General features: G+C 68.5%; 17 protein-coding genes. 8 read left to right on the forward strand and 9 right to left on the reverse strand.

The features are described from left to right. Positions 1-13 precede the first annotated feature (13 nt). Positions 14-838 carry a DUF1684 domain-containing protein gene (locus DC347_RS14160; RefSeq protein WP_109045905.1) on the reverse strand — a complete coding sequence of 275 codons (825 nt, stop codon included), beginning with the start codon at positions 836-838 and terminating at the stop codon, positions 14-16. A 191-nt stretch (positions 839-1,029) separates the two neighbouring features. Here DC347_RS14160 and ppc point away from each other — a divergent pair, with 191 nt between their 5' ends. Both ppc and DC347_RS14170 read left to right on the forward strand, forming a co-directional pair. Next, on the forward strand, positions 1,030-3,837 hold the full coding sequence (ppc, locus tag DC347_RS14165; protein WP_109045906.1) for a phosphoenolpyruvate carboxylase: 2,808 nt from the start codon (positions 1,030-1,032) through the stop codon (positions 3,835-3,837). A gap of 346 nt (positions 3,838-4,183) precedes the next feature. Beyond that, on the forward strand, positions 4,184-4,489 hold the full coding sequence (locus DC347_RS14170) for a hypothetical protein (RefSeq protein ID WP_109045907.1): 306 nt from the start codon (positions 4,184-4,186) through the stop codon (positions 4,487-4,489). On the opposite strand, the gene DC347_RS14175 is transcribed toward DC347_RS14170, so the two are convergent. Continuing rightward, positions 4,486-5,109 (reverse strand): DedA family protein, encoded by a 624-nt coding sequence (locus tag DC347_RS14175; protein WP_043424487.1) that lies wholly within the window; start codon positions 5,107-5,109, stop codon positions 4,486-4,488. The two genes, DC347_RS14170 and DC347_RS14175, sit on opposite strands and share 4 nt — an antisense overlap. 120 nt (positions 5,110-5,229) lie before the next feature. Here DC347_RS14175 and DC347_RS14180 point away from each other — a divergent pair, with 120 nt between their 5' ends. Beyond that, positions 5,230-5,760, forward strand: a complete 531-nt coding sequence (locus DC347_RS14180) for an O-acetyl-ADP-ribose deacetylase (protein WP_109045928.1) — start codon at positions 5,230-5,232, stop codon at positions 5,758-5,760. Here the strand turns inward: DC347_RS14180 and DC347_RS14185 are convergent. After that, a complete protein-coding gene (locus DC347_RS14185) occupies positions 5,732-6,712 on the reverse strand; it encodes an RluA family pseudouridine synthase (protein WP_109045908.1) in 981 nt (326 codons plus the stop codon). The genes DC347_RS14180 and DC347_RS14185 overlap by 29 nt on opposite strands. Positions 6,713-6,825: 113 nt before the next feature. Here DC347_RS14185 and DC347_RS14190 point away from each other — a divergent pair, with 113 nt between their 5' ends. Next, the gene (locus tag DC347_RS14190; protein WP_109045909.1) at positions 6,826-7,461 is read left to right on the forward strand and encodes a helix-turn-helix domain-containing protein; all 636 of its coding nucleotides are present in this window, start codon (positions 6,826-6,828) and stop codon (positions 7,459-7,461) included. After that, on the forward strand, positions 7,458-8,150 hold the full coding sequence (locus DC347_RS14195) for an SRPBCC domain-containing protein (protein WP_109045910.1): 693 nt from the start codon (positions 7,458-7,460) through the stop codon (positions 8,148-8,150). Before DC347_RS14190 ends, DC347_RS14195 begins: the two co-directional genes overlap by 4 nt. Positions 8,151-8,263: 113 nt before the next feature. Here DC347_RS14195 and DC347_RS14200 read toward each other — a convergent pair whose 3' ends face one another. Next, positions 8,264-9,742: a PLP-dependent aminotransferase family protein gene (locus tag DC347_RS14200; protein WP_018763789.1), complete on the reverse strand. Its 1,479-nt coding sequence runs from the start codon at positions 9,740-9,742 to the stop codon at positions 8,264-8,266. A 61-nt stretch (positions 9,743-9,803) separates the two neighbouring features. Here DC347_RS14200 and DC347_RS14205 point away from each other — a divergent pair, with 61 nt between their 5' ends. Then, a complete protein-coding gene (locus DC347_RS14205) occupies positions 9,804-10,424 on the forward strand; it encodes a YitT family protein (protein ID WP_109045911.1) in 621 nt (206 codons plus the stop codon). 22 nt (positions 10,425-10,446) lie between these two features. Here DC347_RS14205 and DC347_RS14210 read toward each other — a convergent pair whose 3' ends face one another. The 4 genes from DC347_RS14210 to DC347_RS14230 all read right to left on the reverse strand — a co-directional run bounded on the left by DC347_RS14210 (position 10,447) and on the right by DC347_RS14230 (position 17,502). Continuing rightward, complete coding sequence (locus DC347_RS14210; protein WP_109045912.1) at positions 10,447-11,277, reverse strand: Fpg/Nei family DNA glycosylase; 831 nt, start codon at positions 11,275-11,277, stop codon at positions 10,447-10,449. Then, the gene (locus tag DC347_RS14215; RefSeq protein ID WP_109045913.1) at positions 11,270-16,342 is read right to left on the reverse strand and encodes a crosslink repair DNA glycosylase YcaQ family protein; all 5,073 of its coding nucleotides are present in this window, start codon (positions 16,340-16,342) and stop codon (positions 11,270-11,272) included. The genes DC347_RS14210 and DC347_RS14215 overlap by 8 nt, the downstream gene beginning before the upstream one ends. Positions 16,343-16,441: 99 nt before the next feature. Beyond that, the gene (locus tag DC347_RS21810; RefSeq protein ID WP_026265151.1) at positions 16,442-17,095 is read right to left on the reverse strand and encodes a DUF4232 domain-containing protein; all 654 of its coding nucleotides are present in this window, start codon (positions 17,093-17,095) and stop codon (positions 16,442-16,444) included. Between the two features lie 197 nt (positions 17,096-17,292). Further along, positions 17,293-17,502 (reverse strand): hypothetical protein, encoded by a 210-nt coding sequence (locus DC347_RS14230; protein ID WP_018763795.1) that lies wholly within the window; start codon positions 17,500-17,502, stop codon positions 17,293-17,295. Between the two features lie 232 nt (positions 17,503-17,734). Between DC347_RS14230 and DC347_RS14235 the strand changes: the two genes are divergently transcribed. Further along, positions 17,735-18,082: a hypothetical protein gene (locus tag DC347_RS14235; RefSeq protein ID WP_018763796.1), complete on the forward strand. Its 348-nt coding sequence runs from the start codon at positions 17,735-17,737 to the stop codon at positions 18,080-18,082. 94 nt (positions 18,083-18,176) lie between these two features. Continuing rightward, complete coding sequence (locus DC347_RS14240) at positions 18,177-18,956, forward strand: SDR family NAD(P)-dependent oxidoreductase (protein ID WP_109045914.1); 780 nt, start codon at positions 18,177-18,179, stop codon at positions 18,954-18,956. 100 nt (positions 18,957-19,056) lie between these two features. Here DC347_RS14240 and DC347_RS14245 read toward each other — a convergent pair whose 3' ends face one another. Then, a complete protein-coding gene (locus DC347_RS14245; RefSeq protein ID WP_109045915.1) occupies positions 19,057-20,796 on the reverse strand; it encodes a thiamine pyrophosphate-dependent enzyme in 1,740 nt (579 codons plus the stop codon). Positions 20,797-20,873: the final 77 nt, after the last annotated feature.

Here is a 20,873-nt window from a genome sequence, read left to right on the forward strand (position 1 = left end):
CTGTCGAAACCGGTCACGCGCCCGGGTACGGCTGCTTCTCTCCTGCCTCCACGCGGATGTCCAGGCTGTTGTTCTTCACGGGCATGGGGCAGGTGCCGTAGGGGGTGAAGGCGCTGGGGTAGTTGATGGCACGGTTGAAGTCCAGGACCACGGAGCCGTCCGGGCGGGGCCGGGGCAGCGAAAGCTTCCGCCAGTCGTCCGTGGTGTCGCCGTTCGTTTCGTCGTGGAAGGTGACGGTCAGCGCGCCCAGTTTCTCCTCCTCGGCCTGCAGCCGGAACTCGTGGCTGCTGCCGGGGAGGCCAAAGACCACCTCACCCACGCTGCGGTGCACACCGTCCACCAGCGGGTTGGCGGTTCCGATCGGTACCTCCACCGGCTCAGGGTAGGGCACGAACCGGCCGGTGACGTCCCACTCCGGGTTGTACGGGTAGGTGGGGACGCCGTCGAACTCGGTGAACACCGGCGAGGCCGAATCCCGGGTGCGGATCGCGTATTTCCCGCCGCGCATCGCCAGTTCCACCACCACCTGGTTCCCGTCCGGGCCGCCGAACCGGACCCACATCAGCGACTCCTCGTCCGCGAGGACAGCGGACACGGTCCCGTCCACCTTTCCGCCCGTCTCCACCAGCGTGAGCCCGTCCGCCGGGACCGCGGTGAGTACCGCCGTCGTGCCGTCCACGGACCAGAGGCCCGGGGCGAGGTCGACGCCGGCCGGTGAGTCCTCGAGCCACTGGAAAGAGGTCAGGGTGAGCCAGCCGTGCGGGGCTGCCAGCGCCTTGTCCCGGTTGGTGCGGAAGCGCTGCCAGCGCTCGAACTTGGCTGCGGTGGTGGTGGACATGGTTCCTTCCGGTTGCGTGTGCCCACGCTACAACCACGGGTATTTCCTGTTCATTCCGCCGGTGGCGACATCTTTTGAGACAGATTCCACTGTGGCGCCGGACCGGGGGTAGCATCTTTAGCTAGTAACGTGGCTCACAGTATCCAGCGCAGTGTACGAGCCAAGTCCGAAACCCTCGAAAGATAGCTTCCATGGCTCACACTGCCGCACATCCCGAAACAGACCTGGCCTCCGAACTGAGGGCAGACGTCCGCCGTGTTTCCACCCTCCTCGGCGAATCCCTGGTCCGCCAGCATGGGCCCGAACTCCTGGACCTCGTGGAACAGGTCCGGCTGCTGACCAAGGAATCCAAGGAAGCGGCGCGCGGCGGCGCGGACGCCACCGGCCCCTGGAGCGCGCACGACGTCGTCGCCCAGGTCCGCGAACTGCTCGGCTCCCTGCCGATTGAGCAGGCAACCGACCTGGTGCGCGCCTTCGCGTTCTACTTCCACCTGGCCAACGCCGCCGAGCAGGTCCATCGGGTCCGCGGCCTGCGAAACCGGGCGGAAAAGGACGGCTGGCTGGCCAAGACCGTGGCGGACATCGCCGAGCAGGCGGGCCCGGACGTCCTCCAGGAAGTGGTCAACGGGCTGGACGTCCGCCCAATCTTCACCGCACACCCCACCGAAGCGTCCCGCCGCTCGGTCCTGGACAAGATCCGCAAGATCTCCGACGTCCTGTCCCACTCCACGGCCGAGGGGTCAACGGCGCGGCGGAGGCAGGACCGGCAGCTGGCCGAGATCATCGACCAGATGTGGCAGACCGACGAACTGCGCCAGGTCCGGCCCACGCCCGTGGATGAGGCCCGGAACGCCATCTACTACCTGGGCGGCATCCTCACCGACGCCATGCCGCAGATGTTGTCCGAACTCGCCGACCTCCTGGGTGAGCACGGTGTCAGCCTGGCCGCCAAGGACGCACCCATCCGGTTCGGTTCCTGGATCGGCGGTGACCGCGACGGCAACCCGAACGTCACCGCGGCCGTGACCCGGGAAATCCTCCAGATCCAAAACCAGAGCGCCATCCGCATCAGCATCGGCATGATCGATGAACTGATCTCCGTGCTCTCCAACTCCACCGCCCTGGCCGGTGCCGACCGCGCGCTGCTCGAATCAATCGAAACGGACCTGAAGAACCTGCCGGGCCTGGACAAGCGGGTCCTGGAACTGAATGCGCAGGAGCCCTACCGGCTGAAGCTCACCTGCATCAAGGCCAAGCTCATCAACACGGGCAAGCGGGTGGCAGTCAATTCGAACCACGAGCACGGGCGCGACTACAACGCCACCGATGAACTCATGGCCGACCTGCAGCTGCTCGAACTCTCGCTCCGCAACCACTCGGCAGCCCTGGCCGCAGACGGTTCGCTGGCACGGGTGCGCCGCGCCATCGCCTCGTTCGGGCTGCACCTGGCCACGCTGGACATCCGCGAACACGCCGATCACCACCACGACGCCGTCGGGCAGCTGATGGACCGGATTGGTGGCCCCGGGCTGCGCTACGCGGAGCTGAGCCGCGAGGAACGCTTCGAGGTGCTGGGCTCCGAACTGGCGTCCCGCCGCCCGCTCTCCGGCCACCCGATCAAGCTCGACGGCGCCGCCGACGGCACCTACGACGTCTTCCGGGAGATCCGGCGGGCCCTGCGCATGTACGGGCCGGACGTCATCGAAACCTACATCATCTCCATGACCCGCGGCGCAGACGACGTCCTCGCCGCTGCCGTCCTGGCCCGCGAAGCCGGCCTGGTGAACCTGTTCGGCGACAAGCCTTACGCCAAGCTTGGCTTCGCGCCGCTGCTGGAAACGGTGGAGGAGCTGCGGGCCTCGGCCGAGATTGTCGACCAGCTGCTGTCCGATCCCTCCTACCGGGAGCTGGTGCGGTTGCGCGGGGACGTCCAGGAAGTGATGCTGGGCTACTCGGACTCGAACAAGGAATCCGGCGTCATGACCAGCCAGTGGGAGATCCACAAGACCCAGCGCAAGCTGCGCGATATCGCGGCCAAGCACGGTGTCCGCGTCCGCCTGTTCCACGGCCGCGGCGGTTCCGTGGGCCGTGGCGGCGGACCCACCTATGACGCCATCCTGGCCCAGCCCAACGGCGTCCTGGAAGGCGAAATCAAGTTCACGGAACAGGGTGAGGTCATCTCGGACAAGTACTCCCTGCCCGAACTGGCCCGGGAGAACCTGGAACTCTCACTGGCTGCGGTGCTGCAGGGTTCGGCCCTGCACCGCACCCCCCGGACTTCCGAGGACCAGCGGGAGCGATACGGACACGTCATGGAGTCCATCTCGGATGCCGCGTTCGACCGCTACCGCAAGCTGATCGACCACCCGGACCTGCCCGCCTACTTCATGGCGTCCACGCCGGTGGAACAGCTCGGGTCGCTCAACATCGGCTCCCGGCCGTCCAAGCGTCCGGATTCGGGCGCGGGCCTCGGCGGCCTGCGCGCCATTCCATGGGTGTTCGGCTGGACGCAGTCGCGGCAGATCGTGCCGGGCTGGTTCGGCGTGGGCTCGGGGTTGAAGGCTGCCCGGGAAGCCGGTCACTCCGCCCAGCTGGTGGAGATGATGGACCACTGGAACTTCTTCCGGTCCGTGCTGTCCAACGTGGAGATGACCCTGGCCAAGACGGACATGGACATCGCCGGCTACTACGTGTCCACCCTGGTCCCGGAAGAACTGCACCACCTGTTCCGCACCATCCGGGAGGAATACGAACTCACAGTGGTCGAGGTCCGCAAGCTCACCGGCGAGGACATCCTCCTGGACGCCCAGCCCACGCTGAAGCGTTCCCTGGAGATCCGCGACCAATACCTGGATCCCATCAGCTACCTTCAGGTTGAGCTGATGCGCCGTATCCGGACCGAGGCGGAAATCAGCGGGGCCGAGATCGACGAGCGCCTCCAGCGGGCCATGCTTATCACCGTGAATGGAGTTGCCGCAGGCCTGCGCAACACCGGCTAGGAACGCCCGCTCACTTCCGGCGGCTTTTCTTCCGACGCGGGCTCACCTATTGCCGTTGGCATCCCAACGCGCGCTCACGTTTTGCGGTTCCAACCCAAACCCCCGCTCACGTTTTACCATTCCAACCCCAACCCCCGCTCACTCTCTTGAAGAGAGTGAGCGGGGGTTGAGTTTTTGGGGACAGGATGTGAGCGGGGGTTTGGGTTTTGGGGGACAGGATGTGAGCGGGGGTTGGGTTTTGGGGGACAGGATGTGAGCGGGGGTTGGGTTTTGGGGGACAGGATGTGAGCGGGGGTTGGGTTTTTGGCGGCAGGATGTGAGCGGGGGTTTGGATAGGGTGGAGGGCATGCCTTCCTTCCAGACCCGCCTCAAGATCACCGGGCTGCGGCCGGGGAATCCGCCGGAGTCCGTCATGGACGCCGCCGTGGAGGCGCTGGGCACCCGCCACCACGTGGAGGCGCACCAGCTGCAGATTGCCGGCGGGGTGCCGCAACTCAACCTTCGATTCCTTGTGGAAGCCACCGAGTACTCCGGTGAGAACCAGCAGGCGCTGGAGTCGGCAAGCATGATGCGCGACGCCGTCGAACGCGTTGCGCTGACAGGTGCGCTCAGCGTGCTGCGGCGCAGCCGCGGCAAGTGGCTGCCCGTCTAGCCTGCGTCCGGAATGGGCTCGTCCTCCACGGGGGACCTGTCGCCGCGCCGGCGGGTGACGATCAGCCCCACGACGGCGCCGATCACCAGGCCCACGGCCACCCCGATCAGGGAACTGGCCCAGAACGGCAGCCTGGTGGTTGACCCCGTAAAGTACCCCAGCCCGACGAGCCAGCAGGCCCAGAGGACCGCCCCCAGCCCGGCGCAGAGTCCGAAGCCGCGCACCGAGACATTTGCGACCCCTGACGCTGCTGAGGTTGCCAGCCGGCCGCCGGGGATGAACCGTGCGCCGATGATGGTGCCATAGGTGGACGACCGCCCGGCCTTGGCCAGGGCTGCATGGATGCCGGCGTGCACCCGGCGCCCCCATTTCCAGCGGTCCAGTACGTGGCTGAGCCGGCGGCGGAACAGGTGGAACACCACCATGTCGCCAATCCAGGACGCCAGGGCGGCGAGCACCAGGACGAGGAACACGTTGGCCCGGCCGTCCGCGGACAATGCGCCGCCGGTAATCACCACCATCTCCGAGGGGATGGGCGGGAAAATGGCGTCGCCAACCACCAGCGGGATGACCCAGAAATAGAGGGCCGCTCCCCAGCTGTCAGCGCTGCCGAAGTCCATTGCCACAAGGTACCGCACTTTTGCCGGCCCGGCGGTGCCCGTGACGGGCACCCACCCGGGGAGGGATACCGCCGAGGCCGTGCGTGCCCGGAACGCACGGTGGAGTGGGAAACTGGCGGCATGCGGATCACGGTTTTGCAGGGCGACATAACGCAGCGGCGGGTGGATGCGGTGGTCAATGCCGCGAATTCGTCGCTGCTCGGCGGCGGGGGAGTGGATGGGGCGCTGCACCGGGCAGCCGGTCCGGAACTGTTGGCTGCGTGCCGTCAGTTGCGGGCAACGGACCTCCCGCACGGACTCCAGACCGGCGCCGCCGTGGCAACGGCCGGATTCCGGCTGCCGGCCTGCTGGGTCATCCACACCGTCGGCCCGAACCGGCATGCCGGGCAGACCAACCGGGCCCTCCTGGTGTCCTGCTTCAGCGAAAGCCTGCGGCTGGCGGACTCCCTGGGCGCCCGCGGACTGGCGTTCCCGGCGGTGGGTGCGGGCGCTTACGGCTGGGCGGCGGATGCCGTCGCCCAGGCGGCCCTGGACGCCGTGGCCGGGTTCCAGGCCCTGCACCCGGCCAGCGACCTGGAGGTGGTGGAGTTCGTGCTCCACACGTCCGGGGTTGAAGAGGTGTTCAGGGACGTGTTCGGACAGCTTCGCTAAGGTCCAGGGCGCTGCGGTACTCTACTGGCCGGCCTGAGATCGGGTCGACGAAGCGGATGCCGCGGGCCAGCAGCTGCAGCGGTTTCGCGTAGTCGTCCGGGGCTTTGTCCAGCAGGTCAGGGTAGAAGGCGTCGTTGACGATCCCAAGTCCCAGCGAGGCCATGTGCACCCGCAGCTGGTGGGTCTTGCCGGTGTGTGGTTCCAGCCGGTACCTGGCAAGGCGGCGCCTGCCGGTGCCGCTGCCACCGGTACCCGCGGCACCCTCCGGGCCACCGTCGTCGAACGTTTCCAGCTGCTCTATCCTGGTTTCCGCGTTCGGCTCGCCGTCAATGACTTCCGCCAGCAGGTAGCTTCGGGACTTGGTCATCCGGTTGCGGACCACCACGGGAAATTCGACGGCGGGATGTCCCGGAGCGGGCTCCGCGGCGGCGACGCACTCGTACTCCTTCTGCACCTGCCGCTTCTCGAACAGCACCTGGTACTTGCCGCGGGTCTGCGGGTTGGTGGAGAAGAGCAGGACCCCGGCCGTCATGCGGTCCAGCCGGTGCATGGGAATCAGGTCCGGCAGGTCCAGCTGGTTCCGCAGCCGGACCAGGGCGGACTCCTGGATGTAGGTCCCGCCCGGGGTGGTGGGGAGGAAGTGCGGCTTGTCCACCACCAGCAGGTGCTCGTCCTGGTGCAGGATGGACAGCTCGACGGGCAGCCGGGTCTCAGGCGGCAGCGTGCGGTAGTACCAGATGAAGGTGTGGTCCTGGAGCGGGGTGCTGCGGTCCAGGGGGATGCCGCCCTCGCCCACGATCTCGCCGGCGTCGAACCGGTCCTCGATGCCCTGCGGATCGATGTGCCCCCAGCGGTGCATCATGTAGTCCATCGCGGTGTCCCAGGGGCCCTCGTCCGGGAGGCGGAGGCGGGTGGCGTTGACGCCGTCGCGCACGGGGAGGGGGGATTGCATCACCGCCCTATTCTACCGGTGCCCTTGGGCGGCCAGCGGGGCCAGGATCACGCGGACCACCGACGATAAAAAAGTTCTTGACAATAAAAGTTGTCGGTAGCGAGAATGGTGGCATGCAGGAAATTGCAGTCATCGAGGACCCGGCCGCGGCCGAAGCGTCGCTGGACCCCATCCGCACCAGCATCCTGCGGGAGCTGGCCCGGCCCAGCTCCGCAACGCAGCTGGCGGTTCGGGTGGGCCTGCCCAGGCAAAAGGTCAACTACCACCTCAAGGCGCTGGAGCGGCATGGACTGGTGGAGCTGGTGGAGGAGCGCCGCAAAGGGAACGTCACCGAGCGCGTGCTCCAAGCTACCGCAGCTTCCTATCTGATCTCACCGTCCGCGCTGGCCTCGATCTCGCCGGATCCGCACCGTTTCTCAGACCGTTTCTCCGCATTCTGGCTGCTGGCGCTCGCCGGCCGGATGGTCCGGGAAGTGGGAAAACTGATAGCCGGTGCCGCCGCAGCCCGGCAGAAGCTGGCAACGTTCGCCATCGACGGCGAGATTACTTTCCGCACCGCCGCCGACCGGGCAGCCTTCGCCGAGGAGCTCGGCGTGGAGGTCACCCGGCTGGTGGACAAGTACCACGACGACCGGCCCCCACAGGGGCGGCGGCACCGGCTGGTTGTGGCCCTGCACCCGGTCCTCAAAGAAACCTATGCCCCCAAGGCAACCAACGAATCCACTCCAGGCAAGGAACAGGACAAATGAACAACAAGCGCTCCTTTGAAATCGTCCACGACTCTGAGCTTCCCGGCACGCCCGAGCGGGTGTGGGAAGCCGTCACCGCCGGAACCCCGGCCTGGATGTTCCCCACGGACCAGTGGCCAGCGGTCAGGACCGTGGAAGAGTACCCCGGCCACCTGGTATCCAGGATGGAAGGCCCGGACGGCTGGTTCAACCAACTGGAACACGTCCTGGAGCCGCTGGACGGCGGCCGCGCACGCCTGCACTACGTCCACAGCGGCATTTTCGCCGACAACTGGGATGAGCAGTACGACGGCGCCAGCCGCCACACCGAGTTCTACCTGCACACGCTGGGCCAATACCTGCAGTACTTCGACGGCCGTCCCGTGGTGTTCACCGACATTCAGGCTCCCCCGGCTTCGCAGGCACCGGACGGGTTCGCCAAGCTGCGGGAAGCGCTGGGCCTCGGAACCGCCGGGCAGGGGGACAGCTTTGACGTGGAGCTCGACGGCGTGGGGCGGCTGGCGGGCGAGGTGGACTTCTCGAACGAGCACTTCCTGGGCCTGCGTACCCAAAACGCCTTGTACCGGTTCTTCGGCCGCAACGCCTTCGGCGCCCCGGTGGGCATGACGGTTCACGATTTCGGCGGCGCCGGCGACTCCGAGACCACGGCCAAGGCATGGGCCGGGTTCCTGGAGTACGTGTACGCGTAGCCACGCCTCCCGTTTGGCGCGAAATCGCCGGAGCGGTGCGGGATCGCCGTTCCGTTCCGGCGGTTACGCACACCTCCGGCGATTTCGGTGGCCCGGGTCAGCCGGTGGCCGGATCAGGCGATGGCGACGGCGGGGGCATGGATCAGTGACCGGCGCAGCTGGGGAGCGGCGTCCAGCCGGTCCTGGGCGGCGCGGAGTCCCAGCACCGCCGCCTCCAGTTTGTCCGGTGCGAGCGTGAAGGGCAGGCGCAGGTTGCGTTCAAAGGCGCCGCCGATCCCGAACCTGGGGCCGGCCGCGAGCCTGATGCCGAATTCCGGCGCCAAGACCGTGAGGGCCGTGCTGATGGGGGCGGGAAGCCTGCACCAGACGGAGAGGCCCCCGGCGGGAGGAGTCGTCTGCCAGGTGGGCAGGTGTTCCGCGAGCAGGCCGAGCAGGGTTGAGCGGTTGCCCCGCAGCGTGTGCAACAGTGCGGGCAGCGGCTCCTCAAGTGCCCGCACCAGGTGGGCTGCAGCCAGCTGCTCCATGACGGGGCCGCCCAGGTCCAGCGTGGTGCGCGCGGCGGCGAAGCGCTGGATCATCGGTTCGGAGGCGCGGATCCACCCGGTGCGCAGGCCGCCCCAATGCGACTTGCTCAACGAGCCGATCGATACGATTCCGCTGCCGAAGCCGGCCAGCGGAGTGGTGGCGATGCCGTCGAGGTTGAGGTCGCGCAGCGTTTCATCCGCCACCAGCACTGTTCCGGATGCGGCCGCCGCGCGGGCCAGCAGGCGCCGTTGTTCGTCGGGCATGATCATCCCAGTGGGGTTGTGGAAGTCCGGCACCAGGTAGGCGAGCTTGGGCCGCTGCTGGACCAGGGCCGATTCGAGGGCCGGCAGGTCCCAGCCGGACTCGGCGAAAGCCACCGGGACGGGGCGGCAGCGGGCGGAACGGATGGCATCCAGTGCGTGGGGATAGCTGGGGTGCTCCACCAGGATCCTGTCCTGCCGGTCGGCCAGGGTCCGGATGATGATGGTCAAGGCGTGCTGCGCTCCGGACGTGACCATGACCTGCCCCGGCTGGGTGGGTACACCGGCAGCCGTGTACCGGTCCGCAACTGCCTGGCGCAACGGCAGCAGTCCCAAGGCGTCATAGCCAAAACCCGGCAGCAGGGCAGGCAGCTCCGTCAGCGCCGCGGCGAAGGCCCGGTGCACCACTTCGCCGCTGGCGGGCAATGCCGAATAGGCCAGATCGATCAGCCCTTCAGGGGCGGTCAGGCCCGGCGCCGCCAGCGGGGAAGCGGATTGGGGTTGCGGGCCGAAAAGCGCCGGCCCGAACGGGGTCAGTTCCGGGATGCGGGTCTTGCCCCGGCTGCCTTGGCCGGTGCTCAGGAAGCCCTGGTCCCGGAGGGTGGCATACGCCGCCGTAACGGTTGTCCGGCTGACCCCGAGGACGGAGCCGAGCGAGCGCTCGCTGGGCAGGGCGGTATCCAGGGCAATCCTCCCGTCCAGGATCAGGAGCCGTACCACGTCCGCCAGCTCGCGGTAGGCCGGCCCGGTGCCGCTGTTCCACGGGCCGAGGAGGCGGGACAAAGCCTGGGGAGTGAGGACAGCCATAGAGCCAGTATCTCAAACTGGCTATGTATTCCAATGCCAGTTGCGTGGAATGGTTGTTCTCATGATGACCCGCAGACTTCTCCAACTCTTCACCGGCCTGGCCATGTACGGCATTTCGCTGGCCATGTTCATCCGTGCCGGCCTGGGCCTGGACCCCTGGGATGTGTTCCACCAGGGCGTTGCCAACCGGACCGGTTTGAGCATCGGGGTGGTGGTTATCGCGGTGAGTTTCCTGGTGCTTCTCCTGTGGATTCCGTTGCGGCAGTGGCCGGGGTTCGGCACCCTGTGCAATGCGGTTCTGGTGGGAGTGTTCGCGGACATCGGGCTGGCAGTGATCCCGCAGGTTTCCCTCCTGGCCGGCCAGATCGGCCTCCTCGGCGGGGCCATCGTGCTGAACGGCATCGCTTCCGCCTGCTACATCGGGGCACGCTTCGGGCCGGGCGCACGGGATGGGCTGATGACCGGCCTGGCCCGCCGGACCGGCTGGTCGGTCCGGCTGTCCCGCACCCTCATTGAAGTGACCGTGCTGGCTATCGGGTGGGTGCTCGGCGGCTCCGTGGGCGTGGGCACCGTGGTTTATGCCTTGGCCATCGGCCCCTTGGTCCATGTCCTGCTGCCGCGCTTCATGGTCCCTGCGGCGACGCCGAAAGCGGCAAGCAAGCCGGCTCCCGCCAACTGCTGAGTCCCCGCCAGGCCTGCTGCTGTCAGTCCGGCACCGGCTGGCACGTGGGGCAGAAGTAAATGTCCCGTTCCTCCTCGCCGTTGGGCTTGCCCAGGAGGCCTCGCTGGATGGGAGTCCCACACTTCAGGCACGGTCGTCGTTCCCCGCCGTACACCCAATAGCCGGGCCTGCCGGCCATCCTGCCTACAGGGAGGCCGCGGGCATTGAGGACAGTAACGCGGCGGCCGGGGCCGAGGTTGGCCTCCAGCAATTGTTTGGCGTCGGTCATCATGGTCCGGACGTCCACGACGTCGGCCACGGGCGTGGCGGGATGCACTCCCGACAGGAAGCACGCCTCGCAGCGGTAGATGTTGCCGATGCCCGCGAGATTACGTTGGTCCAGCAATGCCACGCCGATCGGTACCTCCGGGCGGGACCGGACACGGCGTTCGGCTTCATCCAGGTCCCAGTCCGGGCCCAGGAGGTCCGGACCCAGGAATCCCACGACGGAGTCCTCATTGGCCGTGGCCACCACTTCCAGGATTCCCAGGGAGAAGCCGACGGCGTCCGCAGCGGCCGTCCGCAGTACGCACCGGGCGGTGAATCCGGGCTTCCGCCACCGTCCGCCCGGCGGGTAGACCTGCCAGGCCCCTTCCATTTTCAGGTGCGAGTGGATGGTCAGCCGTTTGTCCTCCGGGCCCACCACCCGCATCAGCAGGTGCTTGCCGCGCGGGACCACTTCCTCGACGGTCCACCCTGCAAGGTTCAGCGTGGCAAACCGCGGCACACGGAAATCCGTGGCAAGCAGCGCCTGCCCCGCCAGGGCCTGGTGCAGTTGACGGGCGGCCCGCCAGACGGAATCCCCCTCAGGCACGGATCCTCAATCCCTTTGGCGTGGAGTAGGCGCCGGCGGCGCTGAGGGCTGCGGCAACGGGGGTGTCCAGGATTCCCTGCCCGTTCACCTTCTCCATGATCAGTTTGTCCACGGCTCCCCGGGTGACCACCCCGACCAGGGCAGCGCCGGCAGCCGCCAGGACGGCGGCGTCATCGCTGAACGCCAAAAGAGTCTTGCCACCGCGTTCCACGTACAGCACCAGCGCGCCATCCACCAGCACTACCAGGGCACCCGCCTTCCGGCCGGGGCGGTGGCCGGTACCGGCGTCGTCCCTCAGTGCGGGCCAGGGGAGGGCCGCGCCGAACGGGTTGGCGGGATCGGTGGCGGCAAGGGCCAGGGCCACCGGGTCCGCCTTGGCCAGTTGCGTGTCCTCCGAGTAGGAACGGAGCCGGTCCACGGTGGCGGGAACGGCGAACTGGGCGGCGCCGAGGTGTTCGATGAAGTAGCCGCGCCGGCACCGGCCCGCTTCCTCCAGCCGCGCCAGTACCTTGTACATGAGCCCGAAGCCGCCGAGGATTTGTTCGGCCATGACCGAGCCCCTGGTGACCACGCCATACCGGTCCAGCAGGAGTTCAGCAGTGGCGCGGGCGTGGATGGTGGCATCGAGTTCGGGCTCGGGAAGGGCGGACCAGCGGCCGGCTGCCGTAGCAGGCGTTGAAGCTCCCTGCGCTCCGTACCGGCCGCCGGCCAGCCCGGGGGAGCCCATCAGGCCGGTGCCGTGGGAGCGGCCCAGCCGGCTCAACCGCGGTGCCCGGGCGCGCGGGGCACGGGCCACTTGCCGGTGCGCTGTATGCCCGCCGGCGATCAGGGACCGGACCGGGGCGAATGTGTCGCCGGTAATCCTGCCGGCCCATGCGAGTTCCCACAGCGCGGTGACCACGTCCTGGTCGCTGAGGACGGCGTCCATGCCGCCGGCCACTTCGGTGAGCTGCCGGAAGAAGTACCCGCCACCGTTGTTCCGCAGGTGGTCCAGGAGGCGCCGGCCGGCATCTCCGGGCTCGAAGTCAGGGGCAGGATTGAGCGTCAACTCCGCGGAGTCAGCGAGGTGGAGGCTGATCCAGCCGTCGTTTCCCGGCAAGGATCCGGCGCCCGACCACAAGACCTCACCTGCCGCCATGAGTTCATCCAGCATGGCGGGCTGGTAGTTGGATACCCGGCTTGCCAGGACCAGCGGCTCCCAGGCCGAGGCGGGAACGGGGACCCCGGAGAGCTGGTCGATGGCGGTGATGATGCCGTCCAGGCCGCGCAGGGAGGGCTGGCCGCGCCCGCCGCCGGGGGTTCTGACATGCTGCCAGGCCGGCAGGAAGCGCCCATAGGCTGCGGCGTCCACCGGTTCCACTTCGGCGCGCAGCGCGGCCAGGGAGCGGCGGCGGAGCTTGCGCAGCACCTCGGCGTCGCACCATTCGCTGGCGACCGCCTGCTGGCCGACAGGTGAGGAGCTGCCCGATGGTGCCGGCTGATCAGCCGGCCGGCTTTGATCCCCCGACCCCGATTCCTGCCCGCCCGGCTCCAGCGGTGGGGCCTCGGGCGGGGTGGCGTGGGGCCGGAACTCTCCTTCCACGACGCGTCCGTCCGCTGCCAGCCGTTTCAGTGCCGTGCCCACCACGGCAACGCCCAGGCCCAGCCGGGTGGCGGCCTCGGCTGCCGTGAAGGGACCGTGTGTCCGGGCATACCGGGACACGAGGTCGCCCAGCGGATCGGCAACGGGTTCGATGAAGGCCAATGGCACACCCATGGGCAGCGGCACGCCGATGGCATCGCGGAGGCGGGCGGCATCCTCGACGGCGGCGAACCGCTCAAACCCGCCGATGTTGACCTTGATGGCGCGATTGGCCCGCTGGAGCGCGGCAAGGTGGGCGGCCGCGTCGGCGACGGCGGCGGGGGTGTCGGACTGCCCGGTTTCGGTGGCCTCAACCGAAGGAGAGGTTTCGGCAGGTTCCACGGCCGGAGAGGTCTCGGCAGCCTCAACCGGCGGCGCCGTGCCCTGCAACCGCGCGGCTGCCTCTTCCGGCGCGAGCGGGCCCAGCAGCCGCAGGAGGTCGGCCACTCCCTCCATGCCCCGCGCACGCCGGTCCGGGGTCAGCCGCTGCAGTTCGCGTTCGGTGGCCTCAATGACCTTGGCGTCCAGGAGTTCGCGCAGTTCCACCCGGCCCAGCAGTTCGTTGAGCAGCGTGGAGTCCAGGGCCAGGGCCGCGGCTCGGCGTTCCGCGAGCGGGGAGTCGCCTTCGTAGAGGAACTGGGCGACGTAACCGAAGAGCAGGGACTTGGCGAATGGCGAGGGCTGCTGGGTGGTGGTCTCCACAATCCGCAGCTCGCGCCTTTCCACGGAGGCGGCGATGTCCTTCAAGGCCGGCAGATCGTAGACGTCCTGCAGGCATTCCCGGACCGTTTCGAGCACGATGGGGAACGTGGGGTACTTCCTGGCCACGTCCAGCAGTTGGGCCGACCGCTGGCGCTGCTGCCAGAGCGGCTGGCGCTTGCCGGGGGTCTGCCGGGGCAGCAGCAGCGCGCGGGCCGCACACTCGCGGAAACGCGAGGCGAAGAGGGCGCTGCCGCCCACCTCGGCGGTGACGATCTGCTCCAGTTCCTCCGGGTCGAAGAGGAACAGTTCGGCGCCCGGGGGCTCGTCTTCCATCATGGGCACCCGCAGGACGATGCCGTCGTCGGCCGCCATGGCCGAGCCGTCCAGCCCGTACCGCTGGTGAAGCCGCTGGCCCACCGCGAGGGCCCACGGCGCGTGGACGGGCATGCCGAACGGGCTGTGCAGGATCACGCGCCAGTCGCCCAGTTCGTCGTGGAACCGCTCCACCACGAGCGTGGTGTCGCTGGGGACCACCTCGGTGGCCTGCTTTTGCTCGCTGAGGTACTGGATGAGGTTGTTGGCAGCGAAGTCGTCCAGGCCGCTGGCTTTGCACCGTTCGGTGGCCGGGCCGGGATCGGACGCGGACAGTTCGCGGACGAACGCGCCCAGGGCGCGGCCAAGGTCCACCGGGCGGCCCAGGGAGTCGCCCTTCCAGAATGGCAGCTTGCCGGGCTGGCCGAACGCGGGGGAGACCAGGACGCGGTCGTGGGTGATGTCCTCGATCTTCCAGCTGGTGGCGCCGAGGGCAAAGACATCGCCCACCCGCGACTCGTAGACCATTTCCTCGTCGAGTTCGCCCACACGCCGCCCACCCTTGGGCGCACGCGTCGGTTTTCCGTCCTCGGCCGGGGACGCCGAGCCTTCCGCCTCCGTGCCGATGATGTAGACGCCGAACAGTCCGCGGTCCGGGATGGTGCCGCCGGACGTGACGGCCAGCCGTTGCGCGCCGGGACGGCCCTCGATGGTGCCGGCATTCCGGTCCCAGATGATCCTGGGGCGGAGTTCGGCGAATTCGTCGGACGGGTACCGTCCCGCCAGCAGGTCGAGGGTGGCCTCGAACGCGGAGCGGGGGAGGGACGCGAAGGGAGCGGAACGGCGCACGGTGCTGAACCATTCCTCCACGTCGATGCTCCCAAGGGCCGTTGCCGCCACCGTCTGCTGGGCCAGGATGTCCAGCGGGTTGGCCGGGATGGCCAGCCGCTCGATCTTGCCATCCAGCATCCGTTCCACGGTGATGGCCGTGTGGACCAGGTCCGCCCGGTGCTTGGGGAACAGGACGCCTTGGGAGACCTCGCCCACCTGGTGGCCTGCACGGCCCACCCGCTGCAGGCCGCTGGCCACCGACGGGGGCGATTCGACCTGGACCACCAGGTCCACGGCACCCATATCGATGCCAAGTTCCAGCGAGGACGTGGCCACCACGCACCGCAGCCGCCCGGATTTGAGGTCGTCCTCGATCAATGCCCGCTGGTCCTTGGAAACGGAACCGTGGTGCGCCCGCGCCAGTACCGGATCTGCGCCGGCGGAACTGCCCGCTTGCGCCATCATGTGCGCGGGTGTGGCCGTTGACGCGGGAAGGCCCGACGACGGTCCCCCCGGGCTGCCCGGCCCGGCGTCGAGCCCTTCCGGGGCGGCGTCGTCCCAGCCGCCGCCCACGGCCACCAGCTGGCGTTCGGCGTAGATTTCGTTGAGCCGGGCGGTGAGGCGTTCGGCGAGGCGCCGGGAGTTCGCGAAGACGATGGTGGACTGGTTGGCCAGCACCAGGTCAACGATCTTTTCCTCCACATGGGGCCAAATGGATGCCTGCGGCTGGAGGCCGGAAGCGGGCCCGGAGTCGAACGCGCCCGCAGCGCCCTGCAGGTCCGACATATCCTCCACCGGCACCGACACCGTAAGGTCCCAGTTCTTGCTGGCCGGCGGCGCGACGATTTCCACGGGGGCGGAACCGGCCAGGAACTGTGCCACGAGTTCCCGCGGCTCCACGGTTGCGGAAAGCCCGATGCGTTGCGCAGGTTTGGGCAGCAGCGCATCGAGCCGCTCCAGGGACACCGCAAGGTGGGCGCCGCGCTTGGTTCCGGCCACGGCATGGACCTCGTCGATGATGATGGTGTCCACCTCGGTGAGGGTTTCGCGGGCCCTGGAGGTGAGCATGAGGAACAGCGACTCGGGGGTGGTGATGAGGATGTCCGGCGGGTTGCTGAGCAGGGCCCGGCGGTCCGCTGTGGGGGTGTCCCCGGACCGGACGCCCACGGTGATCAGCGGTGCCGGGAGCCCCAACCGCTTGGCTGTTTGCGTGATGCCGATCAGCGGCGAGCGGAGGTTGCGTTCGACGTCGACGCCCAACGCCTTGAGGGGCGAAATGTAGAGGACGCGGGTTTTGCGTTTGGGTGCCCGGGACCGCTTGCCTTTGGCCGGGGTTTCCGCTGCGGGATCGGGGGGCGGCGGGGCCGTGCCGAGGAGGCGGTCCAGGGCCCACAGGAAGGCGGCGAGGGTCTTGCCGGACCCGGTGGGCGCCACCACCAGTGCGTGCGAACCTGACGAGATGGCAGTCCAGGCCCCGGCCTGGGCCGGTGTTGGTTCGGAAAAGGCGCCCAGGAACCAGTCCCTGGTGGCGCGGCTGAATTGGGCCATGGGCGCAGCGGAGCCGGGAGCGCTGCCGGCAGGACGCTGTTCCTGGTTCATGCCTCCATCATGCCCCAAGGCACCGACACTGGGTTTCGACGGCCGCCGCGACCCGGCGTGGGTGCCGGGTCGCGGCCAGGTCCGCCGGGCCGTGCGCGGTCAGGCCGGTTGGAACGCCCCGATGGAGAGCAAGGTGATTTGCGCGTTGCCGCAGGCCTTGGTGGGCTGCGGGAGGAACAGGGAGTCGGTGTCCTCGGGCGGGTAGACCCGGTAGCCGGCGGCATCCACCGGCGAGCAGTCCATGTAGTTGCCGGCCTGCGTGTAGCGCAGTACCGCGGTGCCGGTCTGGCCGGGGGCCAGCAGGACGTCAACCACTCCCGTGGAGTCGTCGCGCGCGGCCGGGGCTCCGATCGGGGCGCCTGCGGCGTCCGCAACCAGGGAGACGCCGGCGAATCCCTTGAGGATGCAGGGTTCGGTTCCCTTGTTGGTGAGGTTGAGCTTCATGTAGACGCTGCCCGCCGCGCCGCCGCCGGAGGCATCGGTGGCGGCCGTGAGTCCGGCCGCCTTGCACAGGGCAGGCGCTCCGGCGGCGGTGGTGCCGGGGGCGGGGGAGTCCGGCGTCGTGGCAGGTGCGGAGGACGACGGCGGGGCCGAGGATGCCGACGACGTGGGCGACTGGCTGGCCTGCCCGGTGGCGGGCGTCGTCGTCGTTTGGGACTGCGGCTGGCTTGGAGCGCACGCGGTGAGCAACAGCGTTGCCGTTGCGGCCGCCGTCGTCAGGGCAATCGCCTGGGAAATTATCTGAGACCTCATGGCACCACCTTCGCCGTACCGGTTGCCCGCGTCAACGATGCCACCTGCCTTGGCGGCAATTTGATGCCCGGATCGTGATGATCCGGCCACTGGAAGGCTTCCGCGGGATGGCATGCGGCGGCGCACCCCGGCCGGGAGGGGCCATCCTCAGTCCGTCTCGGGTCCCGTGCAGTACGGGCAGTCCTCGGGGCACTCCGTCATGCCGGCACCACCGCCAGGTCCAGGCCGTCTGCGAGGTGGAACAGCCGGCGGCCCCCCGCGGGCGCGGTCACCCACACGATGCCGCCGTCGTCCGTCCTGTCATCCACCACGCCGCTGAAGGCCACCCGGCCGTTCCTGCGGAGTTCCACCAGGTCGCCGGTCTCGACCGGGTCCCAGCGGACAGGGCTTTTTACGCGGCTCGTCATTGAAGTCACGGGCATTCCTTTGCACGGCGTGGTTGCGGCGGCAGCTGCCGCCCAATGAAGCCATCAAACAGGGACGCTGCCGCCCAACTCAATGGAGGAGTGACCACGCTCCACGCTCCTTCTTTGTGCAGGCCTCCAGCAGGCTGGTGCAGGGGTCCGGAAGGCCCGTGTGCCATCGGGAAGGGCGGGGTTAGACTGCCTGCGTAAGCGTCGGCGATCGAAGGAGAAGTTCATGGACTACACCGGAAGCCAGTCGGAAAAGGCAGTCACAGCCGGTGAACTGGGCCGCAGCCACATCGGGCAGACAATCAGCTTCCAGCCGAATGAATTCACGGTGGTCTTCGGCAAGCTCGCAGGAATCGCGCGGACGGAAGCCATGGTTTACATCTCCCTGACAGGGGTGGGGAACGGCACGCACCTGAAGGATGAGTACGACCTGCCGGCTGCCCACGAGGTGTTCGTTCCCGTGGACGTCATCACCAACGCCGAATCCACCATCAAGGATTTGTTCGGCAAGGTCCAGGAGAACCTCCGCGGGACCGGCCACAAGGGCGGCGAAGACCGGACCGACCGGCTGTAGCCCCGGAAACCTGGCTGATGGCCGGCATCGTCTTCGATGCCGGCCATCAGTGCTTGGGACGCCAGTGCACCATATCTCTGTTGGAAGGAACATCATGGGCAACGAAGCTGCATGGCAGGAAACCACAACCGCGGGCCGGTTCGCCGGCAGGACCGTCATTGTCACCGGTGCAGGCTCGGGCATCGGGCTGGCAACCGCGCTGCGCGTCGCCAAGGAAGGCGGGCGCGTGATCGCGGCGGACATCAGCAAGGAACGGCTGGATGACGTTGTGGCCGGGAACCCCGGCCTGGACCTGGTCGCCGTTGCCGGTGACATCTCCACCGAAGAGGCCGTGGCGGCAGTGGTGGCGGCCGCCGGCGGCAGGGTGGATGCGCTGGCCAACGTTGCCGGCATCATGGACAACTTCGCCCCCATCCACGAGGTGGACGACCAAGTCTGGGAGCGGGTCTTCCGGATCAACGTCACCGCGCTGATGCGACTCACCCGTGCGGTGGTGCCGCTGATGCTGCAGGCGGGCACCGGCTCCGTGGTCAATGTCTCCTCGGAGGCCGGGCTGCGGGGTTCCGCCGCGGGTGCGGCCTACACGGCCTCCAAGCATGCAGTGGTGGGCCTTACCAGGAACTCTGCCGTCATGTACGGCCCGTTGGGGCTGCGCTTCAACACCGTGGCGCCGGGCGCAACCATCACCAATATCGAGGCGAACTGGGGTTCGGAGCTGGCGGCGGGGCGGCTGGGTCCGCTGATGCAGGCGAACATCCCGACACCCGCCACCGCCGCGCAGCTCGCCGCGTCCATCACCTTCCTGCTCAGCGACGACGGCACGAACGTCAACGGCGCCGTGCTCGCTTCCGACGGCGGCTGGTCGGCACTGTAGCGGGCAGCACCGCTGCCGGCAGGCACTTTAAAGCCAAGCGGACGACGCCGGGTGCGGCCCGTCGTCGTCCGCCCACCCGGGCAGCACCCCGCAGTGCGGCCTAGTACGCCTTGACGCGCTGGTCCACCACGAGGTGGACCAGCGCGAACGTGCGGTCCCGGTCGATGGCCGCCAAGGCGGCGTCCAGGGCCGCCGGCACGTCGCGGTCATCCCTGACCGTGATGCCAAAGCCACCGAACGCCGTGGCCATCAACCCGAAGTCCGGGTTCTTGAGTTGGGTGCCGGAGACCCGCTGCGGGTAATGCCGTTCCTGGTGCGTGCGGATGGTGCCGTACTCCTGGTTGTCCATGACCACCACCAAGGGTGTGGCGCCATACTGGGCGGCGGTCGCCAATTCCTGGCCGTTCATGAGGAATTCGCCGTCCCCCGCGATGGTCACGACGCGCCGGTGCGGCTCGGCCAGCGATGCGGCAATGGCGGACGGGATGGAGTACCCCATGGAGCCGTTGCGGGCACTGAGCATGGACGCATAGCGGCGGGTGGGGAAGTACCGGTGCGCCCAGTTGGTGTGTTCGCCGGCCCCGAAGGTCACCACGGCGTCCTCGGAAAGCCGGGGCACCAGGTTGGCCATCAGGGTGTCCATCCTGGCCTGCCCGGCCCCCGGGGCAGCGGGCGGCAGCGCGGCAAAGCGTTCCTGTTCCGCCCTCATCCGGGCCGTCCAGTCACGCCACTCGTCCTTGACCGGCAGCGCGACGCCCTGGAGGTCGCGCACGAAGGCCTCCGGTTTGGCCAGGATTTGCCGGGACACCGGGCCGGACCGTCCGCGCAGCGACGGGTCCACCGTGACCAGGAAGTTCTCCTTGGTCCAGTCCTGCCGGCAGACGAAGCCATCCGTAATGACATCGCCTGGGACCGTGCCCACAAAGACCAGCAGGTCGGTTTCCTCCAACAGGTCATAGGTGGGCCGGGGGCGGCCGTACCCGATAGGGCCGACGTAGGACGGCGAATCGAAGGGAACCGTTCCCTGGGTCCGCCACTCGGCAGCGGCCGGGATGTGGTGCCGTTCCAGCCACCCGGTGAGCTGGAGGGCGGCTTCCTGGGTCCAGTCGTTGCCGCCAGTGACGAACAGCGGCTTGCTGGACCTGGCCAGGGCGGCTTCAAGGGCTGCGGAATCCGTGCTGCCCATGCCGCCGGCTGCCACGGGAATCGCCGGATGCAGGGCCGGGCTGACCTGCCGCCGGATCACGTCCTCCGGCAGGCCGACCACCACGGGGCCGGGCCGTCCGCTCATGGCCGCGAACATCGCTTCGGCCACGATTTCGGAGGCCCGCTCCGGGTGGTCAAGGACCATGACCCTTTTGGCTCCGGTATCGAACCAGGACTTGATGTCGAACTCCTGGAACGCCTCGCGGTCCCGGTGGGCGAACGGGATGAGCCCCACGAAGAGCAGCATGGGGGTGGAATCCTGCCAGGCGGTGTGCAGTCCCACATGGGCGTTGGCCGCGCCCGGCCCGCGGGTCACCATCGCCACCCCCGGACGCTGGTTCATCTTGCCGTCGGCCTCGGCCATGTAGGCGGCGCCGCCCTCATGGCGGCAGACGATGGTTTCGATGGCGGACCCGTGCAGGCCATCGAGCACATCGAGGAAGCTCTCGCCGGGAACAACGTAGGTGCGCTCCACACCATGCGCCACCAGGGAATCGACAATGACGTGCCCGGCGGACTTCAGGGTTGGCTGCGCGTTCTCCGGCACGTGTGGGCGGAGGTCCTGCCGGTCATCGACGACGGCGGCGGGCTGGGAACGGGATGCGGTCAGGGAGGGCTGCGGCTCTGGAGTCATGTTCTTTCTTTGGTTCGAAGGGTGGCGGAAGGTCCGGGTCAGGTGATGGGTGTCCGGTTGGCGATGACGGGGGAGGT

Origin of the sequence: Pseudarthrobacter sp. AG30, from assembly GCF_003116525.1 — a bacterium.
Lineage (GTDB): Bacteria > Actinomycetota > Actinomycetes > Actinomycetales > Micrococcaceae > Arthrobacter.